The organism is Paenibacillus sp. NPDC093718 (assembly GCF_050279985.1).
Classification (GTDB): Bacteria; Bacillota; Bacilli; order Paenibacillales; family Paenibacillaceae; genus Paenibacillus_AQ.
This window is the reverse complement of record NZ_JBNNUS010000001.1, coordinates 287,373-312,459: the sequence shown is the minus strand read 5'-3', so window position 1 is coordinate 312,459 and position 25,087 is coordinate 287,373. Positions and strand designations below refer to the sequence as shown.

Annotated in this window: 22 protein-coding genes; 14 read left to right on the top strand and 8 right to left on the bottom strand. The window is 48.4% G+C overall.

Annotated elements, in window-relative coordinates; translation table 11 throughout:
- The first annotated feature begins 108 nt into the window (after positions 1-108).
- Positions 109-1,386, top strand: coding sequence for an MFS transporter (locus tag ACQKPA_RS01505; RefSeq protein ID WP_427488819.1), 1,278 nt, complete (start codon positions 109-111; stop codon positions 1,384-1,386).
- Between the two features lie 49 nt (positions 1,387-1,435).
- Positions 1,436-2,029, top strand: coding sequence for a helix-turn-helix domain-containing protein (locus tag ACQKPA_RS01500; RefSeq protein WP_427488817.1), 594 nt, complete (start codon positions 1,436-1,438; stop codon positions 2,027-2,029).
- 68 nt (positions 2,030-2,097) lie between these two features.
- On the opposite strand, the gene ACQKPA_RS01495 is transcribed toward ACQKPA_RS01500, so the two are convergent.
- A complete protein-coding gene (locus tag ACQKPA_RS01495) occupies positions 2,098-2,661 on the bottom strand; it encodes a TraR/DksA C4-type zinc finger protein (RefSeq protein WP_427488815.1) in 564 nt (187 codons plus the stop codon).
- 236 nt (positions 2,662-2,897) lie between these two features.
- Here ACQKPA_RS01495 and ACQKPA_RS01490 point away from each other — a divergent pair, with 236 nt between their 5' ends.
- The gene (locus ACQKPA_RS01490) at positions 2,898-3,275 is read left to right on the top strand and encodes a DivIVA domain-containing protein (protein ID WP_071220219.1); all 378 of its coding nucleotides are present in this window, start codon (positions 2,898-2,900) and stop codon (positions 3,273-3,275) included.
- Positions 3,276-3,343: 68 nt separating this feature from the next.
- Here ACQKPA_RS01490 and ACQKPA_RS01485 read toward each other — a convergent pair whose 3' ends face one another.
- A complete protein-coding gene (locus ACQKPA_RS01485) occupies positions 3,344-3,910 on the bottom strand; it encodes a cupin domain-containing protein (protein ID WP_427488813.1) in 567 nt (188 codons plus the stop codon).
- Positions 3,911-4,160: 250 nt separating this feature from the next.
- Between ACQKPA_RS01485 and ACQKPA_RS01480 the strand changes: the two genes are divergently transcribed.
- From ACQKPA_RS01480 to nagE, 4 genes are all read left to right on the top strand, one after another.
- Positions 4,161-6,845, top strand: a complete 2,685-nt coding sequence (locus tag ACQKPA_RS01480) for a CHASE3 domain-containing protein (protein WP_427488812.1) — start codon at positions 4,161-4,163, stop codon at positions 6,843-6,845.
- A 277-nt stretch (positions 6,846-7,122) separates the two neighbouring features.
- On the top strand, positions 7,123-8,010 hold the full coding sequence (locus tag ACQKPA_RS01475; RefSeq protein ID WP_427488811.1) for a PRD domain-containing protein: 888 nt from the start codon (positions 7,123-7,125) through the stop codon (positions 8,008-8,010).
- Between the two features lies 1 nt (position 8,011).
- Positions 8,012-8,509 (top strand): PTS sugar transporter subunit IIA, encoded by a 498-nt coding sequence (locus tag ACQKPA_RS01470; protein ID WP_427488809.1) that lies wholly within the window; start codon positions 8,012-8,014, stop codon positions 8,507-8,509.
- Positions 8,510-8,869: 360 nt separating this feature from the next.
- Positions 8,870-10,345 carry an N-acetylglucosamine-specific PTS transporter subunit IIBC gene (gene nagE / locus ACQKPA_RS01465; protein ID WP_427488807.1) on the top strand — a complete coding sequence of 492 codons (1,476 nt, stop codon included), beginning with the start codon at positions 8,870-8,872 and terminating at the stop codon, positions 10,343-10,345.
- Between the two features lie 90 nt (positions 10,346-10,435).
- On the opposite strand, the gene ACQKPA_RS01460 is transcribed toward nagE, so the two are convergent.
- The 4 genes from ACQKPA_RS01460 to ACQKPA_RS01445 are packed head-to-tail and all read right to left on the bottom strand — an operon-like array spanning position 10,436 to position 14,095.
- Positions 10,436-11,371: a Ger(x)C family spore germination C-terminal domain-containing protein gene (locus tag ACQKPA_RS01460; protein WP_427488805.1), complete on the bottom strand. Its 936-nt coding sequence runs from the start codon at positions 11,369-11,371 to the stop codon at positions 10,436-10,438.
- A complete protein-coding gene (locus tag ACQKPA_RS01455) occupies positions 11,329-11,574 on the bottom strand; it encodes a hypothetical protein (RefSeq protein WP_427488803.1) in 246 nt (81 codons plus the stop codon). The genes ACQKPA_RS01460 and ACQKPA_RS01455 overlap by 43 nt, the downstream gene beginning before the upstream one ends.
- Positions 11,571-12,983: a spore germination protein gene (locus ACQKPA_RS01450; protein ID WP_427488801.1), complete on the bottom strand. Its 1,413-nt coding sequence runs from the start codon at positions 12,981-12,983 to the stop codon at positions 11,571-11,573. Before ACQKPA_RS01450 ends, ACQKPA_RS01455 begins: the two co-directional genes overlap by 4 nt.
- The gene (locus tag ACQKPA_RS01445; RefSeq protein WP_427488799.1) at positions 12,980-14,095 is read right to left on the bottom strand and encodes a GerAB/ArcD/ProY family transporter; all 1,116 of its coding nucleotides are present in this window, start codon (positions 14,093-14,095) and stop codon (positions 12,980-12,982) included. The genes ACQKPA_RS01450 and ACQKPA_RS01445 overlap by 4 nt, the downstream gene beginning before the upstream one ends.
- Before the next feature lie 213 nt (positions 14,096-14,308).
- On the opposite strand from ACQKPA_RS01445, the gene ACQKPA_RS01440 reads away from it, so the two are divergent.
- Positions 14,309-15,685, top strand: a complete 1,377-nt coding sequence (locus ACQKPA_RS01440) for an amino acid permease (RefSeq protein ID WP_427488797.1) — start codon at positions 14,309-14,311, stop codon at positions 15,683-15,685.
- Here ACQKPA_RS01440 and ACQKPA_RS01435 read toward each other — a convergent pair.
- The gene (locus tag ACQKPA_RS01435; RefSeq protein ID WP_427488795.1) at positions 15,682-16,317 is read right to left on the bottom strand and encodes a LysE family transporter; all 636 of its coding nucleotides are present in this window, start codon (positions 16,315-16,317) and stop codon (positions 15,682-15,684) included. The two genes, ACQKPA_RS01440 and ACQKPA_RS01435, sit on opposite strands and share 4 nt — an antisense overlap.
- Positions 16,318-16,565: 248 nt before the next feature.
- On the opposite strand from ACQKPA_RS01435, the gene ACQKPA_RS01430 reads away from it, so the two are divergent.
- The 4 genes from ACQKPA_RS01430 to odhB all read left to right on the top strand — a co-directional run bounded on the left by ACQKPA_RS01430 (position 16,566) and on the right by odhB (position 22,496).
- Positions 16,566-17,075: a metallophosphoesterase family protein gene (locus ACQKPA_RS01430; RefSeq protein ID WP_427488793.1), complete on the top strand. Its 510-nt coding sequence runs from the start codon at positions 16,566-16,568 to the stop codon at positions 17,073-17,075.
- A gap of 117 nt (positions 17,076-17,192) precedes the next feature.
- A complete protein-coding gene (locus tag ACQKPA_RS01425; RefSeq protein WP_427488791.1) occupies positions 17,193-18,095 on the top strand; it encodes a DUF72 domain-containing protein in 903 nt (300 codons plus the stop codon).
- 244 nt (positions 18,096-18,339) lie between these two features.
- Positions 18,340-21,216: a 2-oxoglutarate dehydrogenase E1 component gene (locus ACQKPA_RS01420; protein WP_427488789.1), complete on the top strand. Its 2,877-nt coding sequence runs from the start codon at positions 18,340-18,342 to the stop codon at positions 21,214-21,216.
- A gap of 5 nt (positions 21,217-21,221) precedes the next feature.
- Positions 21,222-22,496 (top strand): 2-oxoglutarate dehydrogenase complex dihydrolipoyllysine-residue succinyltransferase, encoded by a 1,275-nt coding sequence (gene odhB / locus ACQKPA_RS01415; RefSeq protein ID WP_427488787.1) that lies wholly within the window; start codon positions 21,222-21,224, stop codon positions 22,494-22,496.
- A 75-nt stretch (positions 22,497-22,571) separates the two neighbouring features.
- Here odhB and ACQKPA_RS01410 read toward each other — a convergent pair whose 3' ends face one another.
- Positions 22,572-22,739, bottom strand: a complete 168-nt coding sequence (locus tag ACQKPA_RS01410) for a hypothetical protein (RefSeq protein WP_165789659.1) — start codon at positions 22,737-22,739, stop codon at positions 22,572-22,574.
- A gap of 173 nt (positions 22,740-22,912) precedes the next feature.
- Between ACQKPA_RS01410 and ACQKPA_RS01405 the strand changes: the two genes are divergently transcribed.
- Both ACQKPA_RS01405 and ACQKPA_RS01400 read left to right on the top strand, forming a co-directional pair.
- On the top strand, positions 22,913-23,995 hold the full coding sequence (locus ACQKPA_RS01405; protein WP_427488785.1) for a lactonase family protein: 1,083 nt from the start codon (positions 22,913-22,915) through the stop codon (positions 23,993-23,995).
- A gap of 233 nt (positions 23,996-24,228) precedes the next feature.
- A complete protein-coding gene (locus ACQKPA_RS01400) occupies positions 24,229-25,020 on the top strand; it encodes an SDR family oxidoreductase (protein ID WP_427488783.1) in 792 nt (263 codons plus the stop codon).
- Positions 25,021-25,087 lie beyond the last annotated feature (67 nt).

Here is a 25,087-nt window from a genome sequence, read left to right as displayed (position 1 = left end):
AATCATTAAAATAAACTTAACGATAAAATAATTTTAACGTAAATGTTATTTTAACGAATTGAAAAAGTTTAATGTTGTTATCCATTTAACGAAGAGGAGAAGGAAACCATGCAAAATGCCGCTGTTTTGGAAAAGCAAGGCTTTGGTCAGCTTTTGAAAATCCGCCCCTACCTGATTTATTTATCTGCCCAGGTCGTTACCCGATTCGGGGATTCCCTGGATTCCATCGCTTACAGCTGGATGGTCTATATGCTCACTGGTTCTGAACTATTAATGGGTACATTGTTCGCCTTTAACTTTCTGCCTGGATTGCTGTTCAGTTTGTTTACCGGGACCTATGTAGATCGCTGGCCGAAGAAACTGGTGCTTGCCTTAACCTATCTCAGCCGCGGCATTGTGGTTTCGCTAACGGCCTTTCTGTATGCTGTGGGTTCTCTTGAAGTCTGGCATTTGTTCCTGTTCACGTTTCTAAATTCAACCCTGGAATGCTTCTCAAGACCCGCCGAGACCTCCATCGTCCCTCGGTTGCTCCCCAAGGATAAACTGCTTGCAGGCAATTCTTTCTCAACTTCCGTAAGTCGGAGCGCTGAACTAATCGGTTTATCCATCGCTGGAGCCCTCATCGCTTTGGTCGGAATTTCAGGGACGATCCTGATCGATGCCGTAACGTTTCTCATTGCCGCCACGATTATCGCTTTCATGCCGAATCCGGAGGCTGCCGAACAGGCTGAAGCCAAGGAAGCCTCCGCACGGCCTACGACAGAGATGACGAAAACGGTGTTCGGCGATATTAAAGAGGCACTCCTTTTTGTGAAGCAGCATACGCTGCTCCTCATAACAACTGTGCTCGCCATGATCAATAATTTCTGTTTGGCCCCCCTGAATGTACTGCAGCCGGTCTACGTTAAAGAGACCTTGGGTGCCGGAGCCGGAGGTCTGAGCGTACTGGGAACAGCCCTTCTGATCGGCATGATTTGCAGCGGTCTATGGATTGGACGCTACGGGAAGAGCTTCAAAAAGAGCACATTGATCATGTCAGGTTCTATCCTGCTTGGAATCGGTTATTTTGCACTAGGGATTCCAGGACATCTGCCGGCATGGCGGGTGGAGTCTGCAGCGTTCTGCATGTTCATTACCGGTTTTGCCGTCTCTATGCTTACTGCCCCTATCTCGACGTATCTGATGGAAGTAACGCCCAGGCATATGCTCGGCAGAATCGGTGCCCTTATGACGGTAGCTTGCACGGCTGCCATTCCTGTGGGGAGCTTGATTACTGGATTTGTAGCGGAGCATTACTCCCCTCCCATTCTGTTTTCGATCATGGGATTCATCATGATGCTGCCCGTGATATTCCTCATTCGGAAGAAGAGTTTTCGTGCCATTTAAATCCTTCGCGTTTTGTAATTTCGACATTCTCGGCCTATAATGAAAAGAAATGAAAAATAACCATGAAGCTGAGGTGTACGGTGTGGAAACGAAGGAACTGACTACACTGGAAGAGATCAAAATATATTCAGATCCATATCGGCTCCAGATATTGAATGTATTAAATAAGATGGATCGTCCGGCAACGGTAAAAGAAGTCGCGGACAAGATCGGGGATGTTCCTGCTAAAGTTCATTATCATATGAAAAAGCTGGAGCGAATCGGACTGGTTAAGATCGTGTCCACGAAAGAGATCAACGGTATCATTGCTAAATATTATGAACCTTTTGTCGGCACGGTAAAGATCAAACGCGGGGCAGATTCTGACGAGCCGGTCATCAAGGAATTAATTCGATCGGAAACGAACAAATTATTATCCGAGTTGTTTGACCAGAATAGAGACCGGTTCTTCAAAAATATGAGTCAAGAGGGCGAAACGACCTCCATGTTGACCAATACAACCTTGTATATGAGCGAAGATGAAGCGCGCGAGTTTTTTGTTGAGCTGGATAAAATGCTGACCCCTTTTAAAAAGAAACGCGGGGAAGGTTACGACGAATATGAGTTTTTTGCTTCCAATGTTCGGACTCGTAAAGAATCTTGATCACGGAAAAAACAAGCTGGTACCTAACGTGCAGGTACCAGCTTTCCCTTCTATTTTGCTGGACCAATTCATACATTCTTCTTATAGTCGTCTTGTCCTGGTTTAATGGACATGCCGGGCGAAGTCGATGTTCCATAATCTTCAACGGCATCCCACGCGCCTGCGTCATCAAATTTGCCGTCGGCCGCTTGGCGGTTGACGCCAGCTCCGGAAGGGGGCGGGGTCATGACATCCTCTTCAACCGGCCGGTTGTCGTTGATCTCTTTCCGCGGCGTATGTTCGAGACAATAGGCCGTATAAGGCAAAGCTTCCAGCCGCTCATACGGAATTTCCAGGCCGCACACGGCACAGGTTCCGTATTCGCCCTGGTCCATTCGCTGCAAGGCAGAATGGATTTGCTCCAATTCATGCTCTAGCGTTCCCTGGATGGCCAGATCACGCTCGCGTTCGAAAACTTCAGTCCCTACATCTGCAGGATGGTTATCGGCTGCACTCAGCTCACCAGTAGATTCCCGGAGAGAGTAATCCTTGTTGGTTTCATCGCGGGACTCCAATTGCTCTTCCAATCGTTTTTTATCACTGAGCAACCGCTGTTTAAGTTCGTTGTATTGTTGTTTCGTCATCGTTGTCATAGAAAAGTCGCTCCTCTCTGGGTTGAGTACGTAATATAGCTTCTTATGTACAATCAATACCCGAAATGGATTGGTAACAATCACATGAACCATGGGAACGGCAGCCTCTCGTTTTTGGAACATTCTCCAAAAAAGCCCCGGAGTGTTTTAATCCCGGTGCTTAATATGATATAAACAAAGATAGAGAGAGAAGGCTAAAAAAGTAGGGCTGCACCAATATTTGGAGGTAAATCATTATGGATGAACACATGAAACGCCGATTGGATAAACAGAAAAAGCTATTTCGGCAACTAGGCATTCAACTGGACGCTTTGTCTATCCATGAAAAGAATTTTTCGAATAAACTGAGGGGTTATGATCAGGAGGAAGTGGATTCCTTTCTGGACGAAGTGATTCAAGATTATGAGCGGTTTTATGCCACCATCTCCGATCTTATGGATAAATGGCAGGAGCAGCAGATCACCATTCGCGATCTCAGGGCTGGCGTTAAGCCAGAGGCAGAACGTCCGGCGCTGAACCCGGAAGAGATTGAAGAAACGGTGGCGAAACTGGAAGCCGACCTGCGTACCCTTAAGAAGCAGATCCGCCCTGAACAAAGATTTTATATTGATTGATGTTATACGTTGTGAGCGAAATCATTACATAAAAAAGCGTCCCTATAACAATAACCACACTTGGCCGATCACCGGCTGCGTGTGGTTTTGTTGTTTGGATGCCCGGTTATGAGTAAGGGTGGGGCCGGCAGAGGTCCGCCTGAAACGTCGCTCTCCGTCTTTTTGTGTAACGGGACAGGTGTTATAAGTGCCTTCGAATGAGGTTTCATGTTCATGCCATTGCATTGCAACGAATCTGCTTCCATGAGCGTATTAGCCCAGACTGGCGCAATGTCCATTTGATGCGGGCGCTCGGTGTTATAGATCAACAGCAAGATCGTTCCAGGGGTTAGCGCAGTTACCCAGTGACACCAACCAATGGGGGCGTGAACCACCTGACCGGGTACTGCCTGATATACAAGATTCTGATGAGTGTCCGGATCAATTAAGGAATAACTGATTTCTCCGTGAATGACATAACACAATTCGTCCGTGTCCGGGTGGCTATGGGGAGAGAGACCCTTGCCGCGTTCAAGATGGATTTCTGTCATCATCATGCCTTGCAGAAGGGGCAGCTCCAGTGACGACACATTCGCAGCTCCGAGGCCGGCTAAACGCTCCGCCTGTTTCCTGGAATGATAAACATGCCTTGTCAATGCAGTATCCCCGTAAGCGCTCTTAAGGTCATCATTTGAGGTACTCTCCTTTTTTAAAAATGAGAATTTAGTGAGATGTACAAGCGTGTCCCTCTATAATATATGCCCAAGCGTTTATAAATCTGACTGCCTACGACTAAAGAATCATTGATGTCTTCAAAAATGGTTTTGCTTGTAAACCATTTTCATAACAATTACTATGAGGATAGGAGCAGACTTAGACTGATAGATGACAAGGGAGGTTAGCCATTTGTCTAACAACCTGAAATTCAACATCCGCAGCAAGATCGTAGTCGGATATTTAATGATATTATTATGTCTTGGAGCTTTTCTCTGGATTGTATCAGACCGCATCTCTTCCCTGCAGCAAGAGGCGGATTTTATAGAGAAGCACGATATCGAAGTACATAATCTCACGCACGAAATCGAGAAGAATTTACTTGAAATGGAAACCGGTCAGAGGGGGTACGTCATAACAGGGGATGATACCTACCTGGAGCCTTTCAATCAAGCGCTGTCGTCTTGGCAGATTAACTATAACAAGCTGTACAAGCTTGTTAGCGATAATTCGGAGCAAGCCAATCACCTTGAAAATATTAAGGAGAATATCAAGGAGTGGATTACCAACGCCGGCCAGCCTGCTGTCCAATTGAAGCAGCTCGGACAGGATGAGGAGGCTCTTCATTTCTTTATTAACGATCCCGGCCAGCAAGCCATGAACTCGATTCATGAGCTGTTCCTCTCGTTTCGAAGCAAGGAACGAGAACTGACAACCAGCAGGATCGAAGAGATGAAGGATAGCAATACCCATTTATTGTATACGATGTATCTCCTGTGGGCGGGAGCAGCGCTGATTACCATATGTGCAGCTTTGGTGATATCGAAGAGCATCGTACGGCCGATCACACAGGTAACGCATATCATCTCCGATATTGTCAAAGGCGGGAACCTCTCCCAGCGGATTCACGTGCGATCCAATGATGAGGTCCGCCAGTTGGCGGACACAACCAACGAACTTCTTGCACAGGTCGGCAGACAGAACTGGGCCAAGGATCATATTTCGGTTATGTCGACCCTTCTCCAATCATCCGATCGCGTGGAGACGGCCGTACAGTTTTTCATTCATAAGCTGGCTTTGATCATGAAGCTGCCGTACGGTGCTGTTTTTATAAACCGGGGCGGATCGGAACTGGTAAAGGCAGCTGCTTTTGCCGATCCGGACGGCGAGCCTTGGAATAAGGTCAGAGATCGTTTCTTGCCAGGAGAAGGTTTGGTGGGACAATGCATGCTGGAGCAGCGCATGATTATTCTGGACGATATACCACCTAACTATGTGCGGATTGAATCGGGGCTGGGTGATGCTGAGCCTACCACGCTGCTGCTGGCCCCCGTTATGTTTGAAGGACAAGTTCTGGGTGTGATTGAATTGGCCAAGTTTAAGCCCTTCGATGAGCTGGAAATTCAGCTGATCGAACAATTGAATTTTCAGCTTGGGGTAACATTGAACTCGATTCAAAGCAAGATGGAAATCCAGCAATTGTATCATGAATCCCAAACGCTGAATGAGGAGCTTCAGAGTCAGACCGAAGAACTGCAGGCGCAGACCGAGGAGCTGCAAACCCATTCCGTGGAGATGCATATGCTGAACGAACGATTAGGGGCCCAGAAGGAAGCCGCATTAATCGCGGCCAGCGAATTGGAAAAATACGCGAAAGAGCTGGAGAAGAGCTCGAAGTACAAGTCACAATTTCTGGCCAATATGTCCCATGAGCTGCGGACACCACTCAACAGTATGTTAATTCTTTCCCAAATTTTAGCTGAGAACAAACAAGGGAACCTGACGGAGGAAGAGCAGCATTACGCTTCAGTCATTCATAATTCAGGCAGTGAATTGCTGAATTTAATCAATGATATTCTCGATCTGTCCAAGGTTGAGGCCGGTAAGATGCAAATCGAAATGGACTTGGTAAATTTGACGGAGCTTCCAGAACTGATGGAAGGCTATTTCTCTAAAAGCGCGGAATCCAAAAATCTGGAATTTGAAATTAAGATGGCCGACGACTTGCCTGACATGATATACAGCGATGGAATGCGGCTTCACCAAATTCTGCGTAATCTGCTGTCGAATGCAATTAAGTTTACGGAGAGCGGCAGTGTTAAACTACGGGTGAGGAAGATGCATTCCATTGTAACCTCGGAATTCGTGATCAGTGGCGACGTCATAGCTTTTTCCGTTGAGGATACGGGCATCGGGATTGCTGCAGAGCATCTTCAACCGATCTTCGAAGCGTTCCAGCAAGGCGAAGAGACTACAGCCAGAAGATTCGGGGGGACTGGTCTCGGCTTATCCATATCGCTGCATTTGGCGAAGCTGCTTGGCGGGTATATTACCGTGGAGAGCGAGGAAGGAATCGGGAGCACGTTTGTTTTATATTTACCGCTGCTAACGGAATATGGCACCAATGAAAGTTTGTTTATGCTGCCTGAAGTGGCTGCCACCTCGAACAACGCCAGTTGGAGTGATCTCCCAATGGAGGCATTCGACATGGAAGTAACTAGCCGATTGGAACACAAAACCGTATTGATCGTGGATGATGATATTCGGAACGTATACGGTTTGACCAATGTGCTGGAGAAACTCCAAATGACCGTGCATACTGCCCAGAACGGATTCGAATGCTTGGAGCTGTTATACAAACATCAAACGATCGATGCGGTGCTGCTGGATATGGTCATGCCGGAAATGGACGGAATCGAAACGATGAAGCGGATTCGCGAGAACCCGGAATGGGCGGAGCTCCCCATAATCGTGATGAGCTCCAACACAATGAGGGATACGGATCAGTTTATTGCAGACGGCGCGGATGGATATCTGCACAAGCCCATTCATATCCAAGAAGTGATCCATACACTTCAACAATGGATTGGGGATTAAGGGAATCAATCGAATTTGTTTTTCCTGTGGTGGTAGCTTAGGATGATGTGGTGATGTCGTAAGTTGACGAATGCAAGCTAATTGTTTTATGATGGATTCATAGCAGGAACATAAAACGGCGTGTTACCTTAACAGGGCATGAGCCAAGAAGAGACAGCTTTCACATGGGGTCTTTTCTTGGCTTTTTTAATGTTTTGGGGAATCGGTATGCAGCATTTCTTCGAACATGAATCCTTCGCCGTTTCACTGATTAAACTTAAAGGAAAGGGGGAAGTTTATGAGCGGGATCGAGTTGTTTACAGTCGTACGTGTTATTGGTAACAATGTCGTGATGGTCACAGGCGGCAAGAAAGAATCGGAATACGTCATCCTGGGCAAAGGGATTGGCTTTGGCGCCAAGGCAGGCGGAACGATCGCTTCGGACGATAAGCGGATTGAGAAGCTCTTCAGGCTCGAGGATCGGGAGCAGTGGAGTCAAGCTCACCATCTGCTGGAAGAATTTGATCCGCTGGTGATGGAGATCACGGATCAGATACTCAATCTCATTGGACAAGAATTTCCGGGCACATTAAATGACAAGGTGTACCTGGCGCTTCCAAGCCATATCCAGTTTACGATATACAGAATCCGCAAAGGCATGGATATTATTAATCCTTTCCTTGAAGAAACCCGGATCAGCTTCCCAAAAGAATATGATATTGCAGCCAAAGCAGCGGAATTGATCGGCCAGACCTTCGATATCGAAGTTCCGGAGGATGAAATCGGCTTCTTGACCTACCATGTGTATTCCGCCGTCAGCCATGTGCCCGTAGGCCATCTGGTGAAGGCATCGAATGTGGTGGGAAACCTGGTAAGGTATATTGAGGAGGAGCGGCAGATCACTTTTGACCGGGGAGGCATGGACTATGTCCGTCTTCTGATGCATTTGAGGTTCTCGGTAGACCGTATGTTGAATCAAGAAATCCATGTGGATAATCCGTTCGCGGACCAGATCCGCTCCAAGTTCACGAATGAATATGGTCTCGCTACACGTCTCGCAGGCATGATGGAGAAAGAACTCGGCAAGAAAGTACCTGAAGCGGAGGTTTGCTTTCTAGCGATGCATCTATATCGGCTCTTCACAGGCCGGCTACAGCAAAAGAATCAACCCAGGGAGGAATCTTAATATGTTTGATCGTTGGAAAAAGAAAAAAACAGCTACTGCCATTCAACTTACAGCGCCATTGTCGGGTAAAGCTGTGCCTTTATCGCAAGTACCGGATGAGGCATTTGCTGCTGGTCATATGGGCCAAGGCATAGCCATCGAGCCTTCCGAAGGCAAATTAATTGCGCCTTTTGACGGGACGGTTGCGCATGTCATTAAATCCAAGCATGCCGTGATGCTGGAGGATCCGGCGACCGGTCTGCAGTATTTGTTCCATATCGGGATTAATACAGTCGGTTTGAAAGGCGAAGGTTTCACAAGCCATGTTCAAGCAGGCGATCAGGTGAAGTCGGGTCAGACGCTCATCGAATTCGACATGGCTGTAATCCAAGCCGCAGGTTATCCGACGATTACTCCGATTATCGTGACCAATGCGGATGAGGTGGCTTCCAAGGTTGACGGCCAGACCGGCAATGTCGTGATCGGCCAGGATCCTGTCATGACCATTGAATTGAAATAGTTCAATTCTATAGTCGATTGATTTAAATATTGGTTATTGACAAAACAGGAAGCCGTGAATTAAGATAACAACATCAAATGAATACGTTTTAAGGCGTGTTACCATAAACATGGGCATGAGCCAAGAAGATAGTATGACTACTTTAAGTAGTCATCGTTCTTCTTGGCTTTTTTCGTTGGTATGTAATCATGATGACATCCATGCCGCCTTAAAATGATGAATATATGTACTGCCAAGGAGGAGGATTTTCTGATTCTTTTTGTTCCTTGAATGGAAGGGAATAAATGGTTATTCATTCGACGCATTATGTAAACGGTTTCAGTAAAAAGCTAAATTATTGAAGTTGAAAGGATGATTGACATGCTGGCTAAATTGCAAAAGCTGGGCAAGTCCCTTATGCTGCCGGTAGCCACCTTGCCTGCGGCAGGTATCTTGCAGGGGCTTGGAATGATCGACTATCAAAAAGATATACCTTTGGGTGCCCTAGGCGCTTTTCTAAATCAATATGTAACTCCGTTCATGACCTCTGGTGCCCTTGCGATTCTGGATAATCTGCCGTTTATCTTTGCGATCGGCGTTGCAATCGGGTTCGCCGGAGACGCCGTTGCGGCTCTATCTGCTCTTATTGGGTACATGGTGCTTACAAGAGTGCTGGAACAAGTACCGCTGCAAATGCCGTTTATACCGGATGACGTGAAGCTGAATATGGGTGTTCTTGGCGGTCTCTTTGTCGGTATGTGGTCTGCCTACCTGTATAATAAATTCCACAAGATTAAAATGCCGGATTGGCTGGGCTTCTTTGCCGGTAAACGCTTCGTTCCGATTATCACAGCAGCCTCCACGATGGTGCTTGCGGTTCTGATCGGTATGATTTGGAGCCCAATCCAGGATGGCATTTCCGTCTTCGGCAACTGGGTTGTCGGCCTTGGAGGCATCGGATCGTTCATTTTCGGTACGGCCAACCGCTTGCTGATCCCTCTTGGTCTTCATCACGTATTAAACTCCATCGCCTGGTTCCAGATCGGCGATTACACGAATGCCGCGGGCGAAGTCGTTCACGGCGACCTGTGGCGTTTCTTTGCGGGAGACCCGACGGCTGGTATGTTCATGTCCGGTTTCTTCCCGATCATGATGTTTGCGATGCCGGCTGCGGCGCTGGCCTTTATGCATACCGCCAAGCCGTCCAAACGCAAGCTCGTCGGCTCCATCTTTATCGGTTCGGCAGTAGCATCGTTCCTGACCGGTATCACCGAACCGCTTGAATTCGCGTTTATGTTTATTGCTCCTGTATTGTATGTGGTGCATGCGATTTTAACAGGGCTTTCCGGACTGATCATGTATGTCCTGGATGTACATTTGGGCTTCTCGTTCTCGGCGGGCCTGATCGACTATCTGGTGAATCTGAAGCTGTCTACCAACGCTTGGCTGCTCCTGCCGGTAGGCTTGGCTTTCGGCGTCGTATACTATCTTCTGTTCAGAATCCTGATCGTCAAACTGAACTTGAAAACGCCTGGACGCGAGGATGACGACGACGTGGATACGATTTCTAACGATGCTGATACAGATGCCCCGTCCCCATCCGGCTCAGCATCCAATGAGTCCAAGGCGGCCAAAGTTCTGCAAAACATCGGTGGAGAAGATAACATTGTCAGCGTCGATGCTTGTATCACACGCCTTCGTCTGGTTGTTAAGGACGAGAAGGCCGTGAAGGATTCGGAGTTGAAAAAGTTAGGAGCATCCGGTGTCATGCGTCTGGGTCAAGGTGCGGTTCAGATCGTATTCGGACCGCAGGCGGAATCCATTAAGGACGACATCAAGGAAATAATGAAGAAATAAAGTAACAACAAAAGAAGCAGGCCGATAAAGGTCTGCTTCTTTTTGTTGTTATCACATTTCGGGCAAAAGCAGCCAGTCAAGGACGCGCGTTTATCGGTTTAAGCTTTTGCGCTGTCCCCAATATCGGAGGTTGACGTCAACTTCAAGCTCAAGAGGCGTTTCATCGTAGATATCCTTTTTCTCTTCCGCTAATTTCTTCCAGAGCCTCGGATCGGTTCGGTACAATTGAAGACATAGCTCGTAGGGATCCGCGTGGATCAATGCTGCTTTATGGAAGGTATTATGCATCTCTTTTCGCAGGGTATCTTCCGTTAGGCGCTTCATCTCCTTAATTCCCACCTTTTTGTACATATTTTGTACCGTCCCAATTACATTCAGCTTGACTCGATACGACGCATCGTTTGGTTTGCGGATAACTTCAATCGAGGATTGGGGCTTCTCCAGCCGTATGCTCCCGACGGCTTCGCCGTTCGCCTGAACAACGATGGCAGCGTGGGTTTGAGGCGATGCTAACCAGCGGATGCCCAGCAGATCAGTTCGTTTGAGCCAACCCATCAATTCCTTGTTCTTGATCAGAAAGCCGCCGTTCACTTCTAAAATCGGATGCTGCTTCAGATTTTCAGACCAGTTCTGATTCGAAATATGAAGGGAGGGCAGGACAACGGTCGCGGCTTTTTCCCGGTAAAGCCGAATAAAGTTCACGAATTGGATCGGGCGTATAAACGAGAACTGAACATAGCTTTCTCTAGGTTCATGAAGCAGCGAATGGAGAGGAGAGAGCTGGAAGAACGGCGACACCGTAAACAGATCCTCCATATTGTCCTGGGTGCCATAAATCCATTTCGTATATCGGATTTCCTGGGAACGATTGGTCAGGTCGAACACTTGTGACAATTGTTTGGGTTTTAGCACCGCTTCCGTAAGCACCAAAGCCGTGACGTGGCCCCAAGAGACCCGCTGCTGACTCGTTGTATACAGGTCGATCAGGGCTTCGTCAACGTGGTGCCGGTTCCTCGGCCGACCCAAATCGGCGCTTTCTCAGTTGGCTTACTGCTTTCTTGTTTGGCAATCGTTGCGAAGTCCAGCATCTGCACATAGATAATATACTTGTTGTCTTTATAATCGACGCCCATAGCCGTAATATAGTTGATATCCTGAACTTCTTTGTTGTCCCAGCAGCCTGAGAGCAGCAAAGATACTATACATACGAGAATCCATGCCCGTTTCATAGCGCGCCGCCTTTTTTTCGTTTCCCCGGAACTCGCATGAGATTGCCCAAGATTTTGGATATAGAGAAGGGGGAGAAGGGGGCAAGGTATGGCTGCCCGAATGGATTGTGGTTGGCTGCATACTGTACGATCATGAATACCGATATGAAAAAACCGAATAACCCCAAGATCGAGGAAAGGGTAAGGACAAAGAAACGGAAAATCGTCTGAGTAACAACAAAATCCTGATTGGAGTGGGTTGAGCCCGCAACAAAGGCCAGTGCGCCGATCACGGTCATCGTCGGGGAGAAAAAACCGCCACGTATCGCGGCGTCACCGATGATGATACCGGAAACGACCGTTACGGTTGACGAGATTGGAGAAGGCATCTGCATACCGGCTTCCCGCAGCAAACTGAGCAGAAACAAGATAATCAGCATCTCAAATCCGGTCGGAATAGGAAGTCCGAGCCTGGTATTCGCAACCGTGGCCAGCAGCGGAAAGGGGATTTGATCCTGATGAAAGGACAACAGCGTTATATAGAAACCTGGAAGAAAAATAGAAATCAAGAATCCAACCAATCTCAGAATTCTCCAAGGTATGACGAAATAAAACGGCATTTGGGGATCCTCTGCGGCAAACAGCAGCTGCATGAAGCTGGCAGGCGCAATCAATATCACGGGGCTTCCCTGCATAATAATGATCAATCGGCCACGCGTTAAAGAGTCGTAAGCTAGATCCGTCCTGCCCGTATAATCGAACATCGGGAGCACCGTGAAGCGATACGGTGATAAATGCTCGGCAAGCTCGCCGATGCCCACGGGAGGGTCTCCAGAGAAATTATTTAGTTTATCTACGACTGCCTTGACGGTCTCCGGTATCACCTTGTCTTTTAAATACATGATGCCGACGGAGGTTTTGCTCTTGTCGCCCAGCTTAAAGGAGGAATAGACAAGCCCGGGAGATTTCAGCCGTTTGCGAATAAGCGATACATTGATATCCAGATCCTCGACAAAACCGTCACGGGGTCCTTTGACAGAGGTCTCCGTGGCACTTTCCTCCGGAGGACGTCCAATGCTTTTGCAAGCGCTATAGGAATATAGTTTCTTGTCCTTTGGAAAATACAACGCAACATACCCTGAATAAACAATGTCATCGACGGATTCCACTTTTGCCTCGGATGTGTCAAGGGTAAGATAGTATTCCAGATGGGATGGATCGAATGGGTGCTTTTGGGCTACTGAAATGTTCCATTCTTTACTGATGACAGGCAAAAAGATTTCGGACATCAGCTGTGAATCGCACATCATCGGGCTGTAAACCATGATCGCCCATGGCAGCGCATCACCTTCTGGACCGGGATAAGACGTAATATAAATGTCATCGGAATCGGCATAGCGCTCTTTGAGCTGTTGTTCTGTCAAGTTCACGGCCGAATTTCTCCTTTCGCTGAACTGGAAATCTGTTGTTGCTGTTGTTGTGGCGGCTTACGGATCAGGAAGAACATCAGGAGGCTTAAGACGGTGATATAGATGGCTGATGCCGGCAAAAAATAGTCAGCCATTGCATAATACATTTTGAGATTGCTGATCGGGGAGGCACACAAAATAATAAGTAACGTAGAGATGGCTAATACGCCGACACTTTGCTTGGACTTGGGAAGCAGAGTTTCGCAGAGCATAAAAATCGAAATCGATATCGAGATGTAAGCACCGCTAAGCCACTGAAAAATGGATAAAAAATCAACATGCTCCACGAATTTGCCTAACTTTACGAGACGCCACTGTTCATAGGCAGGATAACGCTGAAGCTTCATTTCTTCCGGCCCAAATTCGGCAAGGCCTCCGACGGTGGGTCCGAACGTCAGGAATATGAGGACGACATGGATGAGTAGGATCGTAAGAAAACTAGGCTTTTTCTGAAGATGGGGACGCAAGAATAATATCAATATAAACTGGGATAGCCCTCCGAACATAACGGGGATCCCGCTTATCACCGGCAGGAAGCCGTCCTCTAGCACGGGCAGCAGATAGCTATAGTTTTTTACTTTGAAGTTGGACAAGGATACGAAGATCCCAAGCAATACAACAAACGGAAGCAATATGCCGGCGGATACGCCGATGGTCTTTATGCCGTGATTGACGCTGACCAGACATAACACCATGAGCACCAATGCCGTGGCAATAACAGGAGTTTGGATCATATAGGAGGACTTTGTCCAATCGATAACTTCCTTCAAGGTATAGAAGGCAAAGGCGAAAAAATACAAGCCTGACATACTCATCACCAGTATACGGAACCCTCTGCCGCTGCTTTCGTCCTTCGCCTGCGTGATGGAACGATTGCCGATCTTTTGGATGATCCGGTAAATAAGCAGAACCCAAGGCATGAATAATACAGCCGACACGATAATGGTGATCCAGGCATCCCGTCCGGATTTCTCCAAAAGCACAGGGATGATCATGACATGATTGGTCAAGCCGGCCGTAAGCATCATAATCATAAACGCCTGATTTGTTGGAATACCGCGAGTTCCTGACATGTGTGATCCCCCAATTCAGCTTTCTTCCGTTTATGGTTCACGGAGAACAACCAAAATATGCGAGAGAACCCAGCAAGAGGTTAGGACATCAGCCTTCGGTTTTTTAAAAAAGGTATTTTTAGGTCAGCCGCCCTGTACATAAAGCACGGACGTTCCCTTCATAATAAGGAAAGTTTTGAACGAACCCATAACAATAATCTGGAGGATTGAACCGTGAACAAAGGGGCGAAGACGGAGGCAGGTAACTTGAGATGGTGGCAGCTATCGCTGCTGGGGGTTGCATCGACGATCGGCACAGGGTATTTTCTCGGATCCGCATTAGGTATCCGGCTGGGAGGACCAGCGTTTCTTCTATCGATTATATTGGCGGCGACAGCCACCTTCTTCGTATTTGATGTTCTGTCGCGGATGACGGCCGAGGACCCGCAGAAGGGCTCATTCCGAACCTATGCCAAAAAAGCCTACGGCCGATGGGCAGGCTTCTCAACAGGGTGGATGTACTGGTGCTCCGAAGTGTTGATCATGGGGAGCCAGATGACGGCGCTTGCGATTTTCTCGCGTTTTTGGTTTCCTGGCGTTCCAATGTGGATATTTGCGTCAGGTTATGCCGTATTGGGATTGTTTGTCATATGGATCGGGAACAAAGGCTTCGACCGGCTGGAGAATGTATTGGCTGTGATTAAGGTCGCCGCGATAGTCATGTTTCTCGTCATTGCTGCCGCCGCCTTGATGGGGTGGTTAAAAGGAGGATCAAAGCTGCACGTTCCTGGCAGCATGAACGCGGTTTTTCCGGCAGGCGGCATGGGTATGTGGTCGTCCCTGATTTTTGCGTTTTATGCCTTTGGCGGAATTGAAGTCATGGGGGTCATGGCGATTCGCTTGAAGAATCCGAAGGAAGCGCCCAAAGCGGGTAGAGTGATGATACTGCTGCTATCCATTGTATACGTTCTTTCTATTGGCATGGCGGTGGTCATGGTGGCCTGGAATCAATTCTCCACGACGAAAAGTCCCTTCGTTGTCGCGCTGAGTTCTTACCAGCTTCCTTTTATCCCGCATATATTTAATGCTGTATTGATTATAGCCGGTTTCTCGACCATGGTTGCCTCGCTGTATGCAGTAACCACGATGCTCGTTACGTTATCCGAAGATAAGGACGCCCCCAAGCTTTTTTCCAGGAAAAAGTTTAAGCGGGATACGCCCATATATGCACTTTCCCTTACAGCTATCGGATTGATTGTATCCATTGTGTTGTCTTTGCTCATGCCAGGCAAGATTTATGAATATTTAACTACCGGTGCAGGACTTATGCTGCTGTATAATTGGTTCTTCATTCTCATTTCGGCGGGCCGGCTCATAGACCTTACAGTTTGGGGCAAAATCAAACGATATATCGGGATGCTCTTGATTGCGGCTGCCGTCAGTGGAACCGCACTGCACCCCACGAGTCGGCCGGGGCTCTGGATCAGTCTTGGGTTTATTCTGGTAATCGGTCTGGTGGTACTATGCATGCGCTCCGTGTGGAAGAAATCCGGGCAAGGCCATGCCAGAGAGGCGGACAAGCCCAAGCTTCGTCCAAAGCCGGCCCGTTAGAATATGAGCGGATATAGCAGGGCAAGAGCTCGGATTCCAAAATAAACGCCGAAGATGATCAACGAGATTCCGGATAGAATAGAGACCAGGGAAAGGGCTCTATTGCTCAAATATCGGCGGAATACGCTGCCAAGCGCAGCCATGAACAAATCCCATATCACGACTCCGGCGATAACGGCCACGCTGTAGAGGAACAGATTTCCGGATCCCTCATCCGCCGCAGTTTTGACAAGAATGGAGCCGTAGATGCCGAGCCAGAATAGAATCGTCATCGGATTGGATACGGACATGAGAAATCCGGAGAGCATGCTTCTCCATAATGAATCTTCACTACTCTCTTGGCTGATCGTCACTTTATGGGCATTCAGGATGCTTTCCAGCCCGGAGTAAATAAGAACAAAGGCACCAAACAGCCACAGGAAGGTCTGCATGAACGGCGTACTCAGAAAGTGAACAACGCCCAGGTAGACCAAAATCATATAAAGGATATCCGCCAGGACCGCGCCGATTCCAAACAACCATGCATGCCAAAAACCTTTCTTGATCCCCTTGTCGAGCTGCGCTGCATTGACCGGGCCTACGGGGGCTGATAGAGAAAGTCCCAGAATCATGTAGCTAATAAAAATACTCATTGACTTCCACCTCTCGTCATGAACATGGATAAGTAAGAATGCTTGTACCTTCGTGCTCATACATTGTATTCAGCACATGGACAAACTAAAACTTATGATTGGAATTTTTTTCTGTCAGGTAACCGACTAACAAACCGCGCAGCTCACCCTGCGCGGTTTTGTTTGGATTCGATTATTTGGTAGGATATAGATTAGTGTTAGAAAGCAGATTTCTCAGCATTTCATATCATGAAGAAGGGGCCATCAAGATGAGTCATCCATTTCGGATTACGGTATTGTCAGACACTCATATGCCAAGAAAAGCGAAAGAGCTCCCAGCCTCGCTGCTTGAAGATATAAGGCATTCGGATCTTATCCTTCATGCTGGTGACTGGTCCAATTGGGAGCTCTATGAACAGCTTAGTCAATATGCCGCGGTTGAAGGTGTAGCCGGAAATGTGGACGATGAGCGGATCATAGAACGTTTAGGTTACAAGAAGCTGGTCGAAATCGAAGGCAAACGCATCGGTATTGTACATGGGCACGGACAAGGAGGAACAACGCCCTCCCGAGCAAGGAAGGCTTTTGCGGACACGGAGGTGGATTGTATCTTGTTCGGTCACTCCCATATCCCGTTTAAAGAACATGTGCAAGGGGTGCTGCTCTTCAATCCCGGTTCCGCCACGGATAAAAGGCGGCAGCCCCGGTACTCCTATGGAAGGATGCTCATCCAGAACGGAATGCTGGAGGCACACCATGTTTTTTACGATCAGAAGTAAGCGTATATGAAGGCATTGGTAAAATCAGTAAGGGGTTGCCTGCTTTTGAAATATCCCGCTTGAGGTTAATTAATAGAAGTCCCCGATGTGGTAAATCATGTGGATGAGAGGATTGTTATGTTAAAGGAAGAAAAGCATGAGCATGTGATTCAGGTGGGCCTGTCCGGATGGGGAGATCATGACAAGTTGTATGATGAAGGAGCGAGGCCTTCGGACAGGCTGGAAATGTACAGCCGGCATTTTCCCATCGTGGAGATGGACAATTCGTTCTATGCCATACCGTCACCGGAACAAATGAATAAGTGGGCAGCTGCCGTCCCAGACCACTTCGGTTTTATTGTAAAAGCATATCAAGGCATGACAGGTCATGCACGCGACCAGGGCAAGGACAGATATCCTAGCGTCAAAAGTATGTTTGATTATTTGCTCACGTCAGTTGAGGAATTGCGGGCTGCGCACAAATTAAGGACCGTTCTTTTTCAATACCCGCCCTGGTTCGGGTGCGAACGCAAACACGTGGACATTCTGAAGCGTACGCGGGAGTGGATGAAGGATGTGCCTATAGCCCTGGAATTTCGGCATCAGAGCTGGTATGCGCCGGAGTTTCGGGAGAAGACGCTTGAGTTTATGCGAAGCGAGGGCTGGATTCACAGCATAGCCGACGAGCCGCAAGCAGGCATAGGATCCGTACCGGTCGTGCTTGAGACAACGAGCACAGAGGCTGTGATGATCCGGATGCATGGACGTAACGCCGAAGGGTGGCACTCCAGCGGTCAGCCCAACTGGCGGGAGGTGCGATATTTATACCGTTACAGCTTAGAGGAATTGGAGCAGTGGAAGGCATGGATAGAGCAATTGCTTGAGAAGTCGAAGCAGTGCTGGATCATATTCAATAACAATTCGGGTGGCGATGCTTCCGATAATGCCAAACAGCTTCTCCAGCTGATGGGGATGGATACCGGACCTGAACCTCTGCGGCAGATGGACTGGCTGGAAGTGGATATTTTTTCAGATAAATGACTTTAATTGGAACACTATACAGAGAATTGGGTGGTTCATGGACAAATCGTCAATAAATTGACGCAAATTCATCTGTTTCTGAGATCATTATTATATATAAAGGGTATTTTCGGTATTGAGGCCAAATGTATTATAATGTAATCGTAAGAAAACGTTTATTTAATGTAAAATGCAGTATGTAAAAATGTAAAATTAGAAATTCCGTCCTTGAGCAATCAAAATAATCTGACGGAGGGAGTCAGCGATGAAGACCCTTGACAGAATGACAGATGGACCTTGGCAGAAATATCACGGTCCGAACTTGGGGTACATTCAAGATCAGTATGAGAAGTTTTTGCAAGACCCGCAATCTGTGGAGCCAGGATACCGTGAGCTGTTCGCCAGCTGGGGACCGCCTCCATCTTTGGAAAACAATGAAAAGAAAGCGGATTCGCAGGGACAAGGTGTTAGCTACGACCCGCAATTACTGAAAAAAGGGGTAGCTGCCGGCAAACTGGTATGGAACATTAGAACCTACGGTCATCTAGCCGCCGACATTGATCCGATTGGAATTGGAAACGAAGCTGACACGCGTCTGCTTCAACCAGAAAGCTACCAACTCAGCCAAGCGGATTTGGCAGCCCTGCCTGCAGAGATCGTCTGGGAGGAGGCTCCTAGCGATATCAAGAATGGCTTAGAGGCAATCCAGCGGCTGTTACAACTATATACAGGCTCCATTGCCTATGAATTTAGCCATGTTCACGATGAAGAAGAACGCAAATGGCTCAACCAGCAGGCCGAATCGGGACGTTATTTGTCCGCCATGAGCGTAGAAGAGCGCAAGGGGCTTTTGAAAAAGCTGCTTGAGGCCGAGCAATTCGAGGAATTCCTGCACCGCACGTTCGTAGGTGCGAAACGCTTCTCGGTTGAGGGCAACGAAGCACTTGTACCGCTGCTTGACGAGATTGTTCGCCAAATGGCCGAAGTGGATGTCAATTCCATTCTCGTGGGGATGGCACACCGCGGTCGCTTGAACGTCCTCGCTCATGTACTGGGCAAGGACTACAGCAAGATTTTCTCGGAGTTCATGCACTCTCCGAATAAACATCTCGTTCCATCCGAAGGCTCCATGGGCATTAACTATGGCTGGACAGGTGACGTGAAGTATCATTTGGGCGCGGACCGTTATCTGAAGAAGGATGAAGCACGTCAGGTTCGTATTACCCTTGCAAACAACCCGAGTCACCTGGAGTATGTCAATCCGGTGGTAGAGGGCTTTGCTCGTGCTGCTCAGGAGGATCGCAGTGAAGCGGGTTATCCGAAACAGGATGTAAACAAAGCGCTGAGTATTCAGATTCATGGTGATTCCGCGTTCCCTGGCGAAGGGATCGTGCCGGAAACCTTGAACTTTAATAAACTGCCGGCATTCCGTACGGGCGGATCGATTCATATTATCGTGAATAACCGTATTGGATTTACGACAGAAGGCAGGGATTCCAGATCCACTCATTATGCAAGTGATTTGGCGAAAGGATATGAGATTCCGATTATCCACGTGAACGCGGATGATCCGGAAGCATGCATCGCGGTTGCCCGTCTAGCCAGCGATTACCGCAACAAGTTCAAGAAGAGCATTCTGATTGATCTTGTCGGTTACCGGAAATATGGCCATAACGAAACCGATGATCCGGAAACAACCCAGCCGCTGATCTATCAAAAGGTAAAGAACCATCCAACCGTCAGCACGATTTATATGAAGAAACTGGTGGATGGAAACATTCTGACCCAAGAACAAGTGGACGGTATTAAGAATAGCGTTCTGGAGGTCCTGAAGAATTCTTACGAGAGCGTGAAGTCGAAGGATCCTGTTGATCAGATCCTGCTTGGACTGAACGCTACGGACGGTAAATCCAAGACGGAAGCAGCTACGAATGTATCTGCAGAAGTGCTGCGCGGGATTAATCGCGAGCTCCTGCAGTGGCCGGAAGGCTTTACGGTATATCCGAAGCTTCAACGTATTCTCGAGCGCCGCAGCAACTCGCTCGACGAGGGCGAGAAGGTGGACTGGGGCCATGCCGAAACGCTGGCTTTCGCTACGATTCTTGCAGACGGCAAGCCGATCCGGATTACGGGACAGGATGCCGAACGTGCAACGTTTGCCCATCGTAACCTCGTGCTTCACGATGCGGTTAATGGAGAGACCTTCTGCCCGCTGCACCGGTTGCCGCAAGCTAAGGCTTCGTTCGCGATCCATAACAGCCCGTTGACCGAAGCAGCCGTTGTTGGATTTGAATATGGCTACAATGTGTATTCTCCTGAGACCTTGGTTATCTGGGAAGCGCAGTATGGCGATTTCGTTAACTGTGCCCAGGTAATCATTGACCAGTTCATCACAGCCGGCCGCTCGAAGTGGAGACAGAAGTCCAGCTTGGTGATGCTGCTTCCTCACGGGTATGAAGGGAATGGTCCTGAGCACTCCAGTGCAAGATTGGAACGCTTCCTCCAGCTGAGTGGAGAAGACAACTGGACGGTTGCGAATCTGACTTCCGCTGCTCAGTATTTCCATCTGCTGCGCAAACAGGCTTCCTTGACCGAAACGGAAGATGCCAGACCGCTGGTGATTATGGCTCCGAAGAGCTTGATTCGTAATCCGCGCGTGGCATCGCCTGTGAACGCGTTCAGTGAGGGCGGTTTCCAGAAAGTGATGGAACAGCCGGGTCTTGGCCAATCACCGAAGAAGGTGGAGCGCCTTGTTCTGTGCTCGGGGAAAGTTGCAATCGATTTGGAGGACGCGCTGGATAAGCAGAAGGATCAGGATCAGTCCTGGATTCATATTCTTCGTGTGGAACAGCTGTATCCATTCCCTAAAGAAGAAATTTCCCGTGTGTTGCAGAAGTATCCGAACCTGAAAGAGATTCTGTGGGTTCAGGAAGAACCTCAGAACATGGGCAGCTGGAGCTTCATGGAACCAAGAATTCGTGAAATTGCACCTAAAGGCACAGAGGTCCGTTACAGCGGACGTCCTGAGCGTTCGAGCCCTGCTAGCGGCTATCAGGATGTTCATGCTTATGAGCAACAGACCATCATTTCTTTTGCCCTTAATCGTAAAACTATAAATCAAGAGATCTCATTGGGGAGGTAGCGGCTGTGAGCGAAATTACTGTACCAGCTATGGGCGAATCCATCACCGAAGGAACGATATTCAAATGGCACGTTAAAGAAGGGGATAGCGTTAACATCGGTGATGTCCTGCTCGAGTTAGAAACGGATAAGGTTAATCTTGAGATTAGCGCAGAGTCTGAAGGCGTTGTGGAAAAAATCCTTCGTCAAGAAGGGGAGAATGTAACGATCGGTGAAGTCATCGGTCAAATTTCTCCACAGGAAGGCGTTGCAAGCGCGCCGGCAGCGAAGGCGGCTGAAGCTCCTGCATCCGCGCAAACGGAGGCTGCTCCGGCACCAACAGCAGAAGCACCGAAGCCGCAAGCTCCGGTACCGGCTCAGAACGAGGAAGGAGCGGGTCTGACTGCATCGCCATCCGCACGCAAACTGGCTCGTGAACGCGGGATTGATCTGGACCAGGTACAGGGCCGCGACCCAATCGGTCGGATTTACCATGATGATGTGAAGAATCATAATGAAGCCAAGCAGCCTGCTGCACCAAGCAAGCCCGCGGCTTCCACAGCTGCACCGGCAGCACAAGCTCCGGCCGCTGAGTATGGCAAGCCGGTAGAACGCACTCGCATGTCCCGTCGTCGTCAAACGATTGCGAATCGTTTGGTCGAAGCGCAGCATACGGCTGCCATGCTGACTACCTTCAATGAAGTGGATATGACAGCGATCCTGGATGTGCGCAAGCGTCGTAAGCAAGCTTTCCAAGAGAAGCATGACGTAGGCCTCGGTTTCATGTCCTTCTTCACCAAAGCGGTTGTAGGTGCGTTGAAGAGGTTCCCGCATCTGAATGCCGAGATCGATGGCGATGATATAGTTGTGAAGAAATTCTATGATATCGGTATCGCGGTGTCCGCGAAAGAAGGACTTGTTGTTCCGGTCGTGCGCGATGCAGATCGTCTAGGCTTTGCAGAGATTGAGAAGGAAATCGGAAATCTGGCTGCGAAAGCTCGTAATAATGCCCTGTCCTTGTCTGAGCTGCAAGGCGGTACATTTACGATTACGAATGGCGGCGTCTTCGGCTCGCTGTTGTCTACGCCGATCTTGAATACGCCTCAGGTGGGTATCCTCGGCATGCACAAAATCCAGCTTCGCCCGGTAGCGATTGATGCTGAGCGTATGGAGAATCGTCCTATGATGTACATCGCATTGTCTTATGATCATCGGATCGTTGATGGTTCCGAAGCGGTTCGCTTCCTGGTAACGGTTAAAGAGCTCCTTGAAGATCCAGAGTCGCTGCTTTTGGAAGGTTAATCTTCCAAGCTTTGCGACATATTCATAATAAGAAGGCCGCATGGACATTGCCATGCGGCCTTCTTATATAAGCGATTATGATTTTGATTTATGGTTATCGTTCGGATCGGGGAGATCCCGAGGGTTCCAATTCTCAGCCTGAGGCTCCACATCCTGATGTTTCTTCACCTTGTCCCTTTGTTCCTGAGAGTCATTCTCCGTATCCTGCTGATTGCGTACTTCCTCGCTGTTCGGTTGTTTCATGGGAATACCTCCTTCAGTCGATATAATACATACATACCCGGTATGACAAAAGACAAACAGGCATACGATGTCAAGTCATTTGATTTTCATTGGGGTTGAAGTTAACATGGTAACTGATAGTCCATTACATAAATCATGATCATTATAGATAAACGAGAGGAGAGATAGGCATAATGGCGAATCCATCACAACGTACGCTGCTGTTTACAGGGGCGTATGCGGAAAACAACCAAAGCGGAGTATGCGTATATGAATTTAACGGGGATAGCGGCGAAATGAAGCTGCTTGATGAGGTATCCGGCATTAAGAATCCAACCTTTCTGAACGTAGACCCGGAAGCAAGACGTTTATATGCTATTGGCGAAATTACAGAGGAAGGCGGTAAGGCTGGCGAGGTTATCAGCTTTGAGGTGGACCCTATTGCCGGCAAGCTGACCGAACGGAACCGTGTTCGCAGTGTGAGCAGCTCTACTTGCCATATCCAGCGAGATGAAGCGAGTAAGTATCTGATTGTTTCGAGTTATCATGGAGGCTTGGTAGGTCTTCATCCGATCGGTAAGGATGGACAAGCCGGTGAACTGCTGGATGAGAAGAAACATGCCGATCTCGTAACTGTGCGGGATGATCAGCAATCCAGAGCGCATTCGGCGTTCTACAGTCCGGATGGTCAATATGTGTTCGTACAGGACTTGGGACTGGACAAAATTCTCGCTTACACGGTAAATGAGAATACCCAGGAATTAAGCTTTCATGGCGAAACCCATCTGGAAGCAGGCGTAGGCCCCCGTCATTTAGCGTTCCACCCAAGCGGTGCATACACTTATGTCATCAACGAGTTGAATTCCAGTGTCACGGTGCTTCGCTACATCCTGAACGAGGGCCGTTTAGAAATACTGGAAACGATATCGACACTGCCTGCGGATTTTGACGGGGAGAGTTACTGCGCCGAGATTGCCGTGTCTGCGGATGGCAAAACGGTATACGGGTCCAACCGCGGACATGACAGCATTGTTGTATTCTCCGTGCATGAAGATACCGGTCGTTTAAGTCCGGTTCAATATATTTCGACGGAAGGCGGGCACCCGCGTCATTTTACGCTGATGCCTGGGGGCAAGTTCATGGTTGTTGCCAATAGAGACGGGAATAATCTTGTATTGTTTGATGTGAATCCGGAAGACGGCAAGCTTGCCTTTACGGGATATACAGTCTCGCAATCCAAACCGGTATGTGTAAAACCGGCGGTATTCCAGCTATAGCGGAAGAACAAGTAATCGATAGCAAAAGATCAGAGATCGTTCTTAGGGCTCGAGTGGTAAGCTGTTTACCATGATGAGTCAGGGAGCGATTTCTTTTTTATGGATTGGAGATTTTGGGCAGAGAGGAGATTGTTTACATATACTCATCATAACAGCTCGAGGCAGCCAAGATTCAGACACGGACTCGTTGGGTTATCTATAATCAGGAAAACTTAAACGAGGAGGTTGTGGCAATGTCAACAAATCAACGTTTGGATGGTAAGGTAGCCATCGTTACCGGTGCTGGTTCCGGAATCGGCCAGGCCGCAGCCCTTCTTTTGGCGGAGCAAGGAGCTAAACTGCTGTTGATCGATATTGATCGTGAACGCGTGGAGAAGGTTAAACAAACGATTGAACAAGGCGGGGGCGAAGCGCTAACCGGCAACTGCGACATCTCCAAAGCGGAATCGCTGAAGGTTTGCTTTAGCCAGGCTGCCGAGAAGTGGGGAAAGATTGATATCGTGTTTGCCAACGCCGGGATCAACGGGATCAAGGCCCCGATCGAGATCATGGAGCTGGATGAATGGGATGCTACGATCAATACCAATCTAAGAGGAACGTTTGCCACGGTTAAATACGCGATTCCCTATTTGAAGGAGCATGGAGGCAGCATCATCATTACCAGCTCCATCAACGGCAACCGGGTGTTTACCGGCTTTGGTTTCTCCGCATACAGCACCACGAAGGCTGGGCAGGTGGCTTTCATGAAGATGGCGGCTCTGGAGCTTGCACGTTATAAAATCCGGGTGAATGCCATTTGCCCCGGCGCGATTGCCACTAACATTGATGAGAGCACCATTGCGAAGCCAGAGCTGGAAGAGGTGACGATCCCGATTGAATATCCGGAAGGTGATCAGCCCTTAGCAGATGGACCGGGACAGCCTTCGCAGGTTGCCCAGCTTGTAGCATTTCTTGCATCCGATGATGCTTCCCATATTACCGGCACTGAAATCTACATTGATGGGGCGGAATCCCTCATTCATTGATCTTCCACATAGACCGATTTGACAAAAGCGGGCGTTTTCCTCATAATGAATGAACGAATTGTCAAAT

Coding starts and splice junctions, on each gene's coding strand:
- ACQKPA_RS01500 (WP_427488817.1), top strand. CDS start 1,436: ATGAAAAATAACCATGAAGCTGAGGTGTACGGTGTGGAAACGAAGGAA.
- ACQKPA_RS01495 (WP_427488815.1), bottom strand. CDS start 2,661: ATGACAACGATGACGAAACAACAATACAACGAACTTAAACAGCGGTTG.
- ACQKPA_RS01505 (WP_427488819.1), top strand. CDS start 109: ATGCAAAATGCCGCTGTTTTGGAAAAGCAAGGCTTTGGTCAGCTTTTG.
- nagE (WP_427488807.1), top strand. CDS start 8,870: ATGCTGGCTAAATTGCAAAAGCTGGGCAAGTCCCTTATGCTGCCGGTA.
- ACQKPA_RS01455 (WP_427488803.1), bottom strand. CDS start 11,574: ATGAAACGGGCATGGATTCTCGTATGTATAGTATCTTTGCTGCTCTCA.
- ACQKPA_RS01490 (WP_071220219.1), top strand. CDS start 2,898: ATGGATGAACACATGAAACGCCGATTGGATAAACAGAAAAAGCTATTT.
- ACQKPA_RS01425 (WP_427488791.1), top strand. CDS start 17,193: ATGTTAAAGGAAGAAAAGCATGAGCATGTGATTCAGGTGGGCCTGTCC.
- ACQKPA_RS01435 (WP_427488795.1), bottom strand. CDS start 16,317: ATGAGTATTTTTATTAGCTACATGATTCTGGGACTTTCTCTATCAGCC.
- ACQKPA_RS01420 (WP_427488789.1), top strand. CDS start 18,340: ATGAAGACCCTTGACAGAATGACAGATGGACCTTGGCAGAAATATCAC.
- ACQKPA_RS01405 (WP_427488785.1), top strand. CDS start 22,913: ATGGCGAATCCATCACAACGTACGCTGCTGTTTACAGGGGCGTATGCG.
- ACQKPA_RS01430 (WP_427488793.1), top strand. CDS start 16,566: ATGAGTCATCCATTTCGGATTACGGTATTGTCAGACACTCATATGCCA.
- ACQKPA_RS01410 (WP_165789659.1), bottom strand. CDS start 22,739: ATGAAACAACCGAACAGCGAGGAAGTACGCAATCAGCAGGATACGGAG.
- ACQKPA_RS01400 (WP_427488783.1), top strand. CDS start 24,229: ATGTCAACAAATCAACGTTTGGATGGTAAGGTAGCCATCGTTACCGGT.
- ACQKPA_RS01445 (WP_427488799.1), bottom strand. CDS start 14,095: ATGTCAGGAACTCGCGGTATTCCAACAAATCAGGCGTTTATGATTATG.
- ACQKPA_RS01470 (WP_427488809.1), top strand. CDS start 8,012: ATGTTTGATCGTTGGAAAAAGAAAAAAACAGCTACTGCCATTCAACTT.
- ACQKPA_RS01475 (WP_427488811.1), top strand. CDS start 7,123: ATGAGCGGGATCGAGTTGTTTACAGTCGTACGTGTTATTGGTAACAAT.